This is a genomic window from Agromyces zhanjiangensis (assembly GCF_040496055.1).
In the GTDB taxonomy this organism is placed as follows: Bacteria; Actinomycetota; Actinomycetes; order Actinomycetales; family Microbacteriaceae; genus Agromyces; species Agromyces zhanjiangensis.
Genome location: NZ_JBEPKB010000009.1, coordinates 54,447 through 68,037 on the forward strand (window position 1 = coordinate 54,447; position 13,591 = coordinate 68,037).

8 protein-coding genes and 2 pseudogenes are annotated in these 13,591 nt (G+C 72.1%); 4 read left to right on the forward strand and 6 right to left on the reverse strand.

Going from position 1 to position 13,591, the window contains the following annotated elements; translation table 11 throughout:
• Nucleotides 1–63 precede the first annotated feature (63 nt).
• From ABME02_RS15455 to ABME02_RS15465, 3 genes are all read right to left on the reverse strand, one after another.
• Nucleotides 64–450 (reverse strand): bacitracin resistance protein, encoded by a 387-nt coding sequence (locus tag ABME02_RS15455; RefSeq protein ID WP_353816228.1) that lies wholly within the window; start codon nucleotides 448–450, stop codon nucleotides 64–66.
• Nucleotides 447–923 carry an Asp23/Gls24 family envelope stress response protein gene (locus tag ABME02_RS15460; protein WP_353816229.1) on the reverse strand — a complete coding sequence of 159 codons (477 nt, stop codon included), beginning with the start codon at nucleotides 921–923 and terminating at the stop codon, nucleotides 447–449. The genes ABME02_RS15455 and ABME02_RS15460 overlap by 4 nt, the downstream gene beginning before the upstream one ends.
• 123 nt (nucleotides 924–1,046) lie before the next feature.
• Complete coding sequence (locus tag ABME02_RS15465) at nucleotides 1,047–1,391, reverse strand: hypothetical protein (RefSeq protein WP_353816230.1); 345 nt, start codon at nucleotides 1,389–1,391, stop codon at nucleotides 1,047–1,049.
• A gap of 114 nt (nucleotides 1,392–1,505) precedes the next feature.
• On the opposite strand from ABME02_RS15465, the gene ABME02_RS15470 reads away from it, so the two are divergent.
• Entirely contained in the window at nucleotides 1,506–5,732 is a 4,227-nt protein-coding gene (locus tag ABME02_RS15470; protein ID WP_353816231.1) for an nSTAND1 domain-containing NTPase, read from the forward strand.
• Between the two features lie 194 nt (nucleotides 5,733–5,926).
• On the opposite strand, the gene ABME02_RS15475 is transcribed toward ABME02_RS15470, so the two are convergent.
• Nucleotides 5,927–6,328 carry a hypothetical protein gene (locus ABME02_RS15475; protein WP_353816232.1) on the reverse strand — a complete coding sequence of 134 codons (402 nt, stop codon included), beginning with the start codon at nucleotides 6,326–6,328 and terminating at the stop codon, nucleotides 5,927–5,929.
• A gap of 147 nt (nucleotides 6,329–6,475) precedes the next feature.
• Between ABME02_RS15475 and ABME02_RS15480 the strand changes: the two genes are divergently transcribed.
• Nucleotides 6,476–10,720 (forward strand): nSTAND1 domain-containing NTPase, encoded by a 4,245-nt coding sequence (locus ABME02_RS15480; protein ID WP_353816233.1) that lies wholly within the window; start codon nucleotides 6,476–6,478, stop codon nucleotides 10,718–10,720.
• 96 nt (nucleotides 10,721–10,816) lie between these two features.
• On the opposite strand, the pseudogene ABME02_RS18460 reads toward ABME02_RS15480, so the two are convergent.
• Together ABME02_RS18460 and ABME02_RS15485 are read right to left on the reverse strand one after the other, a co-directional pair.
• Nucleotides 10,817–10,927 (reverse strand): annotated as a pseudogene (locus ABME02_RS18460) (ketol-acid reductoisomerase); the annotation flags it as partial.
• An 88-nt stretch (nucleotides 10,928–11,015) separates the two neighbouring features.
• Complete coding sequence (locus ABME02_RS15485; protein ID WP_353816234.1) at nucleotides 11,016–11,345, reverse strand: hypothetical protein; 330 nt, start codon at nucleotides 11,343–11,345, stop codon at nucleotides 11,016–11,018.
• 114 nt (nucleotides 11,346–11,459) lie between these two features.
• On the opposite strand from ABME02_RS15485, the gene ABME02_RS15490 reads away from it, so the two are divergent.
• Both ABME02_RS15490 and ABME02_RS15495 read left to right on the forward strand, forming a co-directional pair.
• Nucleotides 11,460–12,380, forward strand: coding sequence for an AfsR/SARP family transcriptional regulator (locus tag ABME02_RS15490; RefSeq protein WP_353816235.1), 921 nt, complete (start codon nucleotides 11,460–11,462; stop codon nucleotides 12,378–12,380).
• Nucleotides 12,296–13,192, forward strand: a pseudogene (locus tag ABME02_RS15495) (nSTAND1 domain-containing NTPase); the annotation flags it as partial. The gene ABME02_RS15490 and the pseudogene ABME02_RS15495, both read left to right, overlap by 85 nt.
• Between the last annotated feature and the right edge of the window lie 399 nt (nucleotides 13,193–13,591).

Consider the following 13,591-nt stretch of genomic DNA (forward strand, 5'->3'; position numbering starts at 1 on the left):
GGGCATCATGCCGCCCGAATCGTGTGACGCGCGCAGACGAGCGGCTGCAACCGGCGCAGCCGCTCAGGCGAGCAGGGCGCCCGGGCCGAACATGAGCAGGATGTCGAGGTAGAGCAACGCCGACACGGCCAGTCCGGCAAGGTAGAGGGCCCCCTGCACGAGTGCACTGCGGCGCCTGCCGATGAGGAAGGCGATCGCGAAGAGCGCGACCGGCAGGAGGATGGCGAGGATCAGGACGATCCAGCCCGTGACGCTGAGGGTCGTCCCCAGGGCCGAGGCGACGCCGGCGATGCCCACGAGGTTGCCGACGGCCTCCCACGCGTCGTACGCGAAGAACAGCCCGAACGCGATCGCGAGCACCAGTTCGATCCAGAACGGCGTGCGACGGGCCCGAGCGGTCGCCGCGGAGCCGGTGCCGGCCGGGTCGGTCGAGGCGGGCTCGGTGCTCATGCGGTCACCCCCGCCACGAACGGAACGGGCAGCAGGACGACGGCGCCGACCGCGAGCCAGGTGAACCGCAGCGGGACCCGCCCGCGCGTGAGGGCGAACGCGACCGCGAACCACATGGCCGGAGCGATCACGGTGAGCGCGAGACCGAGCGCGAACATGAACTGCCCGACCGGGTCGGTCGCCGTGTTCGTCACCCGGAGCACCGTGAGGATCCAGCCCAGCGTGTAGAGGAGGAACACGCCGCCGAAGACGCCCAGCAGCACGAGCTCGGCCGAACCGATCTGCGGCCCCGCAGGGGTGCCGTCCGCGCTCGTGGATGCCGCGGCATCCGTCGCCTCGTCGTCGCCGCCGTCGTCGCCCGCCGCGTCGCCGGGCGTCGTCGGCTCGCCGACGCGCTTCCACCCGGGCGCGAGCGTCGCGTCCTCGTCTCCCTCCCAGCGGAGGGCATCCTCATCGTCGCCGTCACGGGCCATGTGATCACCCTATCGACGGCCGTGCCCGCCGAACGCGCAGTGGGGCCGGCCGGCGCCGACCCCACTGCGCGGGGTGGAACGTATGGACCCGAGAGCGAGCGACCTCGGTGGATCGCATGCGAATCAGCGTCCGTTCAACTGACTCGGGTAGTCGTCGACCACTGCGGCAGATGCAGACGCCATGCGGGCGCGCACGAGAAGCTCGTTCACGTAGCGGCCGGCAGCCTCATGAGACGACCGGCCCGCCAGCTCCGCGCGGACGAGCAGCTCGCTCACGTAGCGGTCGGCGGCGGAGCGCACGAGCGCCTGGTGGAGGTCGGGTCCGGCCACGGCGCGGGTCACGGCCTGGCCTGCCGCGCCGTCGGAGAGCGACGCGTTCTCAGCGGTCGCGCATCCGGCGAGGGTGGCCGCCAGTGCCAGGAACGCGGCAGTGGCGGTGAGGCGAAGGGTGCTGGTTGCGGTGTTCATGCCATCCACGCTGCGCCGAGCAGGTATGCGGACGGCCGCCGGGGGTATGCGTCCGGTATTCGGGGTATGCGTCGATCGTTGACGGGGGCCACGCGGAGGCGAACAATGCGGAACATGGGCGTCGGCATCTTCGGCCCGCTCGACATCGAGGGGGTCTCGCTCAGCCCGAGGGAGCGAACCCTGCTCTCGGCACTGGTCCTCCGTGCCGGGAGGCCCGTGACGACCGACGAACTCGCCGAAGCCCTGTGGGGCGACGAGCCGCCCGCGACATGGACCAAGCAGTTGCAGGCGTCCATCGGACGAGTACGGGCGGCGATCGGCCGGAACGCCGTCGTGACGACTCCCGGCGGCTACGCAGTGCGCATCGACCCCGAGACCGTCGACGCCGAGCGGTTCGAGCGCTTCGCCGCGTCCGCCCGAGAGCACCTCCGGGACGACCCGGCTCGTGCTGTCGACGCCGCGGAGCGGGCACTCGCGCTCTGGCGAGGCATCCCGTACGCGGACCTCTCGGCGTGGGCGCCGGCGATCGTCGAGTCGGAACGGCTCGAGGAACTGAGGCGCGACACCGAGGAGGTTCGGCTCGATGCGCGCCTGCAGCTCGGCGAGCACGCCTCGTGCGTCGGCGATGCGGAGCGGCTCGTCCGGGAGGCCCCGCTCAGCGAGCGCCGCTGGGTCCTCCTCGCGACCGCGCTCTACCGGAGCGGCCGTCAGGCCGACGCACTGGCCGCGATCCGATCGGCCCGTGAGCGACTGGCAGACGAGCTGGGTGCCGATCCGGGGACCGAACTCGCCGATCTCGAGATCGCGGTCCTGCGCCACGACGATTCCCTCGACCTCGGCGACGCGCCGAGCGCCTCGAGCATCGTGTGCCCCTACCGCGGCCTCCAACCGTTCGGCGTCGACGACGAGGACGAGTTCTTCGGCCGGGACGCCGACATTCGGAGCGCACTCGCCCGGCTCGCCCGATCGACCTTCCTGGCGATCTCCGGCGCGTCGGGAAGCGGCAAGTCCTCGCTGGTCCGGGCCGGCGTGGTGCCCGCCTTGCGACGGCGCGGAGATCACGTGACCCTGCTCTCGCCCGAACGCGAGCTGGACGTGGGCATCCGCGATGCTGCGGAGGGCGCCGGCCGGGCGGACGTGGTCGTCATCGACCAGTTCGAGGAGGTGTTCCACGCCGGCGAGGCCGATGTCGATGCCGCGGCCCAAGCGATCGCCGACGCGGCGGCGGCGGGCACGACCGTCATCGTCGTGGTCCGGTCCGACTTCCTCGACGAGTGCGCCGCCCACCCCGTCCTCGCGCCGCTCGTCGCCGAGGGGGTTCACCTCGTGGGACCCATGTCGACGGAGGCGCTCCGCGACGCGATCGAGCAGCCCGCCCGTCGGGCCGCGCTCCGGCTCGAGCCCGGCCTCGTCGAGCTCATCCTCCGCGATGTCGGCGGGGAGGCCGGCGCTCTGCCGCACATGTCGCATGCCCTCGTCGAGACCTGGCTTCGACGAGAGGGTGCGACGATGACCGTCGCCGGATACGAGGCCTCGGGTGGGATCTCAGGCGCCATTGCACAGTCGGCGGATCGGCTCTACCAGTCGATGGACCTCGAGCAGCGGGTGATCTGCCGTTGGATCATGCAGCGCCTCGTGACGCTGGCATCCGACGGGAGCCCGGTCCGCCGCCGGGTGCCCTCGAAGTCCCTCCAGTCGGATGCCGCGCGCGAGCAGGTGCTCACGATGCTCTCGCGAGCACGTCTCGTCCGTGCGGAGGCGGCGGCCGTCGAGGTGGCGCACGAGTCGCTCGCGACGGCATGGCCGCGCCTCCAGTCGTGGCTCGAGGAGGATGGAGAGAGCGCTCGGCTCCTCACCGCCGTCGCGGTCGCCGCGGAGGCCTGGAATGCGGCCGGACGGCCCGGGGATGACCTCTATCGCGGTGCTCGGTTGCAGGCGGCGCTCGAGTGGCGCGATGCGTCGCCCCGGGGCCTCACCGACGTCGAGTCGGCATTCCTCGACGCGGCCTCGACGCGCGCCTCCGCAGAGCAGACACTGCTCTCCGAGCGTGCGCGCCGCGACCGACGCCAGAATCGGCGGCTTCGCACGCTGCTCGCCGTCGCGGGCGGGCTCATCATGCTCCTGGCCGGAGCGGGCTCGGTGGCGGTCCTCTCATCGCGTGAGGCGACCGCCCAGCGCGACAGCGCGGCGATCGAGGCGCTGGTCGGGACTGCGCTCGCGCTCCGGATGTCCGAACGGGACGTCTCCGCACTGCTCGCGGCGGAAGCGTACCGGCGGTGGCCCGACGAGCCTCGGACCCGATCCGGCCTCATGGGCGTCCTCCAGGGCGCCGGCGGGTTCATGGGCAACGCCGTCGTGGCGTCCAGCGGGACGGCGTACGGGCGCCTGATCCCCGGTACCGAGGATGCCCTGGTCGTCACGACGGAACGCGGCGCCGCGATCAGGGACACCGTGACCGGTGAGGTGCGTCGTGAACTCGAACTCGGGTTCGACCCGGGTCCGGTCGGCCCCCGCCCGCTCGTCGCGATCAGTCGCGATGGCCGGATCGGAGCAGTGCTCTGGCCTGCGGAGACGCAGTTCAGCGGGGTCACGTGGTACGGAACCTCGCCGCAGTCGGATCTCGTCGTGTTCGACCTCGAGCGAGGTGAGCGCATCGTCGGACCGACCCGCATCCAGGCCGGGACCGGTGCGCTCGCCGTCGACGGCACGGGTGCCAACGTCGCGATCGCCGATGCACGAGACGGCGCGGTGACACTCGTCTCGCCGATGGACGGACGCACGCGCCCGGTCGCCGGGGAGACGACGACCCGTCTCGATCGGGACACCTATGCAGCCGCACTCGCGTTCGACGGCCGAGACCGACTGCTCGTCGGGCGGCTCGACGACCGCGTCGAGGTGGTCGATGCGGAGTCCGCGACCGTGCTCACCAGCATGGCCGTGCCCGCCGGCTCCGCGCACGTCGCGATGGCGACCGACGAGTCGGGCGTGGTCGTCGCCTCCGGCGATCGATCGCTGATCGCGTTCGACGCCGATGGCGGGCGGCTGCGCTGGACGACGGACATCATCCAGCCGTATCTCGCTCCGTGCACCTGGCTCGCGATCTCGGAGGTCCTGCAGCGCGTCTACTGCGGAAACCTCTTCGGCAGGATCGCCGTCTACGATCTCGCCGACGGGACGCCGCTCCCCGACGAGGAGCTCGGCCCGCTGTACGGAGCCGTGGGCACGATCGACGTGCGCGCCGACGGAAGCGGCCTCACGACGATCAGCGCGAGCAACCCCGTCGTGTCGAGATGGCAGCTCGACGGCAGCGGTCCCGGACGCCGGCTCGTCGCGCCCGGGGAGATGGTGGTCGGCCCGTATGCCTTCGAGGGCTCCCTGGTCCTGACCGCGCCGCAGGCCGCGGTCTCCGAGGACGGGGATCTCAGCGACGTGTCGGTCCTCGACACCGAGACCGGTGAACTCGTGTACCGCTTCGACGGGCCGGTGAGCAACCCAGGATGGGCGCAGGGCCGCCGACTCTACGCACGGCACTCCGACGGTTCCCTGTTCCGCATCATCGACCTGGCCACCGGGGAACAGGTCGGCGACGACCTCTGGAACATCATCCGCTTCTGGCCGTCGCCCGACGGCGCTCGACTCCACGCGGCACGCACCGACGGCAGGCTCCAGGAGTTCGATCCTGCGACGGGTCGGCCCGAAGGCGACTCCTGGCGCGTCGAGGGGTTCCCGCTCTGGCTGTCCGTCTCACCCGATGGCGAACGTCTCGCGGTGACGCACTGGATCACCGGGCCGAGCTTCGGTCTGGAGGATGCCACGCTCAGCGCACGACGTGACACGCGCCTCGCCATCGTGGCCGCGGACGATCACCGGGTGATGTCGGACCGGCCGTTCGGTGCGTCGGCCCACGTCCTCCTCGCGGACGGCGACCTGATCGCGATGGAGGGCAACCGGATGGGACGATTCGAGACCGATCCGTTCAGCCGGACCGGAACCGTCCCCGGGGCGGCCGGTGGATTGATGGAGCCGACCATCAGCCGCGACGCGAACACGATGCTCGTGCTCGCCGCCGACGGCAGCGCGCTGCTGTACGACGCCTCGCGGGGTGAGCGCATCGGCGATCCGGTGCGCACGGACAGCCGCACGCTGGCGCCCTCGGTTCTCCGTCCCGACGGGCTGGAGATGGCGGTCTCGATGCCGGAGGGCGTCGTCGTGTGGGACATCGACCCCGAGCACCAGTTCGAACAGGTCTGCCGAATCGCCGGACGCGATCTCAGCGACACCGAGTGGCGCACCTACCTGGGCGACCTCGACGACCGCCACAGCACGTGCGGCTTCGGCTGAGTCGGCGCGAACTCCGACGGCGGGGGCGACCTCCTCCCCGGGCACGGCGCAGGACCGCCAGCGCGGGGTGGGTTCGTGATCGGGGGGGCGAGAGTGTCCGGAATCACCGCATGGGGGCCGCTCGGATCGACCCGCCATGCGGTTGCCCGGATGTCGTCCTCCGGTCAGGGGCGGCTCCGTGAGATCTGGACCGATCAGCCGCAAAGTCCCGCCGCGAGTCGCTCGGAGGTGTCGGCGGTCACGACCGGCCGCTGCGCGAGTGCGAGGACGGCGCACTCCTTCACCGTGCGGGGCTGGCGACCGGTCGCGGCGGCCATCCGCTGCTCGATGCGGTCCGCGGGGAGCCCCGCGAACTCCTGGGCCAGGGCCTGGCGCCGCTCCGCCTCCCGGAGGATGGCCTCCTCGAGGCGGTCGGCCGGTGCGAGGTGGGACAGGTACGCGGGCCGCTCCGCCCAGGCGCCCGCCGACACCCCTCCACCCTGGGTCTGCGCGGCGGTCGCACAGGCCGAGAATGACAGGGCGACTCCGACGGCGGCCACGATCCCGGCCGAGGCGCGAACGATGCGTACGCGGCGGTTCCCGATGCGAGTGTTCATGATGCTCCCTCCGGCCGGAACGATTCCGGCGTTCGCATTCACGCTCGCAACCGCGGATATCGGCGGACGATCGGTCGATATCCGTGCGATATCCGTTCGGAACGGGCACAATTGACCGTTACCTGAGCTTGTCTCGATACTTCAGGCATGAGCATGCGGATTCTCGGCCCGATGGACACCGGCGGCCCTTCGCTGAGCCCGCGCGAACGCACCATCCTCACCGCGCTCATCGTGCGACGAGACGCCGTGGTCTCCCCCGCCGAGCTCGCCGAGGCGTGCTGGGGCGAAGCGCCTCCGGCCACGTGGGCGCAGCAGATCCGCAACGCCGTCGCGAAGATTCGATCGAGGCTCGGCGCCGAGGCCGTGCGCACGGTCGGCGTCGACTATCGACTCGGGATCGAGCCCGACGCGATCGACGCGGTGAAGTTCGAGCAGGCGGTCGCGCAGGCCCGGCGGCAGGCGCTGCAGGGCGCGCACGATCGCGCGGCGGCGGGCTTCCGGAAGGCGCTCGCGCTCTGGCGTGGCGCTCCACTGCCGGACGCCGCGGACTGGCCACCCGCCGTGATCGAGGCCGCCCGCCTGGTCGAGATCCGCAGGAGCGTCGAGGAGGAACTGCTCGACGCCAGGCTCTCGGCCGGAGAGCGAGGCTCCGTGATCGCCGACGCCGAGCGCCTCGTACGCGAGGAGCCGCTTCGCGAGCACCGCTGGGCGATCCTCGCGCTGGCGAACTACCGGGCCGATCGGCAGGCCGAGGCGATCGCGGTCATCCGCGGTGCGCGAGAGCGGCTTGCCGGCGACCTCGGCATCGATCCGAGCCGAAGCCTCGTCGATCTCGAGACGGCCATGCTCCGGCAGGACCGGAACCTCGAGGCACCCGAGATCGTGCCGGGCGAACGCGAGGTCGCGGCATCCTGCCCCTATCGGGGACTCGTCGCATACGGCGACGACGACCGCGCGCTCTTCTTCGGTCGCGATGCCGACATCGAGGAGGTCCTGGCGCGCTGCGGTCGGCAGTCGGTCGTCTCCGTCGTGGGGCCGAGCGGGTCGGGCAAATCGTCGCTCGTGCGCGCGGGCGTTGTGCCCCGACTGCGTGATCAGGGCCGCAAGGTGGTGATCGTCACGCCCGGCAGTGCGGGCGCCGAGCAGCTCCGGGCGTCGTTCGGGGACGGCGCGGCGGTGGTCTGCATCGACCAGGCCGAGGAACTCCGCACGCTGCCGGACGACGAGCTCCGCGAGGTCGGCGTCCGCTCGGCCGAGTGGGTCGAGCGGGGCGGATGCCTCGTCCTGGCCCTGCGCTCCGACTTCATCGACTGGGCGACCGGCATCCCGTCGCTCGGGACGCTCATCGGTCGCGGCCTGTACGCGCTGCCGCCCCTCGGCGAGGACGGCCTGCGGGAGGCGATCACTCGCCCCGCCGAATCGGCGGGACTCGAACTCGAGCCCGGCCTCGTGGAGCTCATCCTTCGCGACGCAGGTGGTCGCCCCGGCATCCTCCCGCCGCTCTCGCACGCGCTCGTCGCCACCTGGACCAGGCGCGAGGGCGCGACCCTCACGGTCGACGGCTACGAGACGTCGGGGGGTATCGCGGGCGCGATCGCCCTGTCGGCCGAGCAAGTGTTCCGGGGGCTCTCGCCGACCCGCCAGGAGGTGTGCCGGTCGTTCATGATGCGCCTGGTCGAACGCACGCCGGAGGGCGTGACGGTGCGCCGCCGGGTGCCGCTGGCCACGCTGAACTCGAGCCCGGAACGGCGTGCCGTCGTCGAAGCCCTGGTGCAGGCGCGCCTCGTCACCATCGACGGCGACGCCGCGATCATCGCGCACGAGGCGGTGGGCACCACCTGGCCGCGTCTTGACGGGTGGCTGACCGAGGACGCGGCGAACGCCCGCATCCTGCGACGGATCGAGGCCGCCGCAGCCGCGTGGGACGCGGCGGGGCGCCCGCCGGACGACCTGCTGCGCGGCGCCCGCCTGCACGGTGCGACCGAATGGCGCGACGGCGTGGCACCCGACCTCACCGCGGTCGAGACAGCGTACCTCGACGCCTCGCTCGAACTGCACCGGTCGGAGATCCGCGAACTCGAAGCCCGGTCCGCCCTCGACCGCAGGCGCAACTCGTGGCTCCGCGGCGCGCTCGTCGGGGCCGCGCTGCTGCTGGTGGCCGCCGTCGTCTCGGGCGGCATCGCCGTCGTGCGCGGCAACGAGGCGAGTGCCGCCGCCGAGGACGCGACGATCGAGGCGCTCGCCGCGACCTCGCTCGGCATCCGTGACAGCGACCGCGCCGTCGCGGCGCTCCTCGCGGTCGAGCTGCAGCGTCGCTGGCCCGACGACTCACGGGCACGATCCGCCCTGTTCGGAGCCCTCACCGGCGCGGACGGGCTCGTGGCCCGGCTCTCCCTCGGCGAATCAAGGGTGAACGGCGCACTGGTCCCGGGCACCCGAACGGCCTTCATCGTCGAGGATCGCCTGATCGACGACGAGTCCCCCGGGGCCACGGCCGAGCCTCGTTCGGTCCGGGTGATCGATCTCGACGACGGCCGCACGATCCGCGAGTACGACGTCGACCTCGCACCGGTGGACTCGAGGTTCGAGCGCGACGTGTTCGTGAGCGAGGACGGATCGACCGCGTTCATCCAGTCGGGCGCGCAGCGCGATCCGGCGCGCGACAGCTGCTGCAGGAACTACTTCGACGCGGTCGACCTGACGACCGGGGAGCAGCCCTTCCCGACCGTGGACTTCGACGACCGCACCGGGCAGGTCCCCGTGGTGGTCGCCGACGGGTCCCGCGCCTACTTCAACCACGCCGTCACCGGGGATCCGGGCTGGGTCGACCTCGCGACCGGCGCGGTCGTGCTCTCGGTCGAGCACGACCCGCTCGAGTTCGAGGGCGTTCCCCTGTACACCAACGGTCTCGCGCTGATCGACGAGCGGCTGTACGTCGGCGGCGAGGAGGGCATCGTCGTGTACGACGCGTCGAGCCTCGAGCGGCTGGGACGGCTCGGCGACCTGCCCGGCGACCTGGTCAACCAACTGCTGCTGCCCGACGGCGACGGCGGACTCATCGTCTCCGGGAACGAGGGCGGGGTCGCGCGCCTCGATCTCGCCTCCGGCGAGGTGCTCTGGCAGCGCGCCCCCGACGAGATGCGCTGCGGCGAAGCGATCATCGTGCCGCCCGACCGATTCGTCTGCACCGACGGGATCGGACAGATCCGTCAGTTCGAGCTCGCGACCGGTCGGGCCACGGGCGCGTCGCTCGACACCCTGTCCGACCGGAGTCGCGGGCTGGGCCTCCTTCCGGAGACCGAGGAGGTGGTGACGTTCACGACCCGATCTCCGGCATCCCTGCTGCGATGGCGCGTCGACGGCATGCCGGCGATCACCCGCCCCATCGCCGAAGGCCAGGTCGCGGTCGACGGGTTCGGCGCCGACGACACGCTGCTCATCACCGCTGACGCGCCCGCCGCGCACGGCGCATCGCCCGGGGCCGTCCGGCTGTGGAACGTCGAGGACGACACGCGGGCGAGCGACGACGCGTTCGAGCAGGTGTGGGTCGGCCGGGACACCATCGCGGTGAACCAGACCGGGTTGGGCGACCAGGTGCTGCGTTCCGTCGACTCGGACGCGACGATCGAGATCGATATGCCCGACGACGCGCGCGACGGATGGTTCGTGCCGCAGGGCTCGACCGGTTCCTACGGGTTCGTGGTGATGCACGAGGGGTTGCTCGCCTTCGACCCCGGCAGCGGCGAACCCGTGACGCTGATCGAAACCGCGGTCGACCCCGTCATGTTCGGAAGCGGGCATTCGCAGGTCGGCGAGGGTCGGGTCTCGTTCACCTGGTGGGACGCCGACCTCGGCCGCACCGTCACGAGCGTGCATGACATCGCTTCCGGCGAGGAGGTCGCTCGAGGGCTCGAGGACGACGAGACCGTGGTGGGCCTGCCCGGTGGCGATGTGGTGAGCGCGAGCGCGGCTCGCCTCAACCGGAGCACGGGTGAGCTCGAGCCGGTGCACTCGTTGCCGAAGTCCGGCGTCACCCCGGCCTACATGAACGTCAGCGACGACGGCTCGACCCTGCTGCTGTCGGGTCACGACCAGCGCATCGCGATCTACGACGTGATCGACGTGCGGCGGCTGGGCGACGAGATCTCGACGCCCCAGAGCCCGAGCCAGTGGTGGCCGGCGGGGTTCCTGAGCTCCGACGGCCGCCTGATGGCGACGAACACCCTGGACGGCGTGCTCCTCTGGGACCTCGACCCCGGCGCCATGCGCGACGCCGCATGTCGCATGGTGGGCCGCGACCTCACCGAGCTCGAGTGGGCGACCTACTTCGGCGACGAGGCGTACCACGCCGCCTGCGCCGACTCGATCGGGTCGGGTGTCACGGCGGGTTGACCGCCCCGAGACGGATATTCGACGAGGGCGCCCGAAATGCGATGTGCATGGGCGCCCTCGTGAACCAATGCGGCGACGGTCGCTGAAGCGGGAGCCCTAGCGAGCGACCTCGCCGTCGACGTAGTCGTCCTCGCTGACCTGGGTCCAGGCGAAGAGCTTGCGCAGCTCGCGACCGGTGGTCTCGATGGGGTGACCCTCGCCCTTGGCGGGTCGACGATGAGCTTCAGCTCGTTGACCGCCACGCTCAGGCCGTCGGGTCGAGCGCCCACGACGCCGTGAGCGAGCGATCGATCGATCAAGGTCCGCCGAGCGGGCTCAGGTCGTCGTCGACGCCGTCGACGGTGGCCACGCCCTCGTCGGCCGGGGACGTGGACGGCGCGGTCGTCGAGTTCGATCCGTTCGGGCTCAGGTCGTCGTCGACGGTCGACACCGGAAGCCGGAACAGCTCCTCCATCTGTCGGGCCTGCATGGGGCTGAGGTCGTCGCGGACGGCGGACGACACCGACGTCTTCGCGGACTCCGAGGTCTTGTCCGAGCGGGTGCCCTGGCACCCGGCGAGCGCCACGCCGAGTGCGACGGCGGACGCGGCAGCGGTGATGCGGATGAGTGCGGTTGCGGTGTTCATGCCTCGACGGTGCGCCCGGCCGGTATCCGCCCGGCGCCCGACGGGTATCCGCCCGGTATCCGTCGTCGCGGGAGTTCATTGACACGCGGGCTCCCGCGGGAGAACACTGCGACAATGGGCATCGGGGTCTTCGGCCCGCTTCGCCTGGAGGGGGTCTCGCTCAGCCCGCGCGAGCGCATCGTGCTCTCAGCGCTGGTCCTTCGCGGCGACCGGTCGATGACGACCGATGAACTCGCCGACGCGGTGTGGCGCGACGATCCGCCGGAGACCTGGCCGAAGCAGTTGCAGATCTCGATCGCCCGGATCCGCGCGGCCATGGGGCGAGATGCGATCGAGACCGGTCCGGGCCGGTACACGCTCCGCATCGACCCCGACACCGTCGACGCCGAGCGGTTCGAGCGCTTCGCGTCATCTGCGAGGGACCACCTCGACGGCGACGACCCGGCGCGGGCGGTCGACGCCGCCGACCGCGCCCTCCGGCTCTGGCGCGGCACGCCGTACGCCGACCTCGCCGACTGGCCGGCCGCCGTCATCGAGGCGGAGCGACTCGAGGAGGTGCGGTTGGACGTGGAGGAGGTGCGACTCGCGGCGCGCCTGCGACTCGGTGAGCACGCGGCATCCGTCGCCGATGCCGAGCGTCTCGTGCGTGAAGCCCCGTTGCACGAGCGCCGATGGACCATGCTCGCGACGGCGCTGTACCGCAGTGGACGCCAGGCCGACGCACTGGCTGCGATCCGGGCCGCGAAGGACCGCCTCGCCGACGACCTGGGTGCGGAGCCCGGCGAGGAGCTCCGGGCGGTGGAAGTCGCCGTCCTTCGGCACGACGATTCACTCGACCTCGGTGAGGCGCCGCGACCCGCGAGCGACGTCTGCCCGTACCGAGGGCTCCCCCCTTCGGGGTCGAGGACGAGGACGACTTCTTCGGTCGCACGAGCGACACGACCGCGGCCCTCGCACGGCTCGCGCGCTCCCGGTTCCTGGCCGTCTCCGGCGCGTCCGGCAGTGGCAAGTCCTCGCTCGTGCGCGCAGGGCTGATCCCCACGCTCCGACGTCGGGGCGACCGTGTGGCGCTCCTGGTCCCGGAGCGCGACCTCGACGTGCGCGTGCGCGACGCGCTGTGGGGTGCGCGACGCGCGGACGTGATCGTCATCGACCAGTTCGAGGAGGTCTTCCACGCCGGCGAGGCCGACGTCGATGCGGCCGCCGCGGCGATCGCGGAGGCCGCGGCATGCGGGACGACCGTCGTGCTCGTCGTCCGCTCCGATTTCCTGGACGACTGCGCCGCCCATCCCGACCTCGCGCCGTTGGTGGCCGAAGGCGTGCACCTCGTCGGCCCGATGGCGCCCGAGGCGCTGCGCGAGGCCATCGAGCAGCCCGCCAGGCGGTCGGGGCTCCGGCTCGAGCCGGGCCTCGTCGAGCTGCTCCTCCGGGATGCCGCGGGCGAGGCCGGAGCGCTCCCCCACCTGTCTCATGCGCTCGTGGAGACCTGGCTGCGACGGGAGGGCGGAACGCTCACCGTTGCGGGCTACGAGGCATCCGGCGGCATCGCCGGCGCGATCGCGCAGTCGGCCGACCGTCTCTACCAGTCCATGGACGCCGAGCAGCGCGCGCTCTGCCGTTCGGTGCTGCTGCGGCTCGTCGCCCTCGCACCGGACGGCACGCCCGTTCGTCGTCGCGTCCCGTCGAGGCCACTGCGATCGGATGCCGCGCGGGAGGACGTGCTCTCCCGGCTGTCGCACGAGCGCCTGATCAGCACCGAGGCGGAGTCCGTCGAGGTGGCGCACGAATCGCTGGCGACGGCATGGCCGCGCCTGCAGTCCTGGCTGGCGGAGGACGCCGAGAGCACCCGCCTGCTCAACGCCGTCACGTCGGCGTCGGAGGCCTGGGCCGCTGCCGGGCGGCCCGACGACGACCTGTACCGCGGCGCGCGACTGCAGTCGGCGCTCGAGTGGCGGGATGCCGCGCCACGCGACCTCACCGACGTCGAGGCGGCATTCCTCGACGAATCGGCCGCACGGGCCACGGCCGAGCGCGACGAACTCGCGGAGCGCGCCCGCCGGGACCGCCGCCAGAACCGGCGGCTCCGAGGTCTGCTCACCGTGGCGGGGAGCCTCATCGTGCTGCTCGTCGTCGCGGGGTCCGTCGCGGTCGTGACGTCACGGGAGGCGGCCGACCAGCGCGACAACGCGACGATCGAGGCACTGGTCGCGAAGGCGGTGTCGCTCAGCTCGAGAGAGCGCGATGTC

Coding starts and splice junctions, on each gene's coding strand:
- ABME02_RS15480 (WP_353816233.1), top strand. CDS start 6,476: ATGAGCATGCGGATTCTCGGCCCGATGGACACCGGCGGCCCTTCGCTG.
- ABME02_RS15460 (WP_353816229.1), bottom strand. CDS start 923: ATGGCCCGTGACGGCGACGATGAGGATGCCCTCCGCTGGGAGGGAGAC.
- ABME02_RS15465 (WP_353816230.1), bottom strand. CDS start 1,391: ATGAACACCGCAACCAGCACCCTTCGCCTCACCGCCACTGCCGCGTTC.
- ABME02_RS15485 (WP_353816234.1), bottom strand. CDS start 11,345: ATGAACACCGCAACCGCACTCATCCGCATCACCGCTGCCGCGTCCGCC.
- ABME02_RS15490 (WP_353816235.1), top strand. CDS start 11,460: ATGGGCATCGGGGTCTTCGGCCCGCTTCGCCTGGAGGGGGTCTCGCTC.
- ABME02_RS15470 (WP_353816231.1), top strand. CDS start 1,506: ATGGGCGTCGGCATCTTCGGCCCGCTCGACATCGAGGGGGTCTCGCTC.
- ABME02_RS15475 (WP_353816232.1), bottom strand. CDS start 6,328: ATGAACACTCGCATCGGGAACCGCCGCGTACGCATCGTTCGCGCCTCG.
- ABME02_RS15455 (WP_353816228.1), bottom strand. CDS start 450: ATGAGCACCGAGCCCGCCTCGACCGACCCGGCCGGCACCGGCTCCGCG.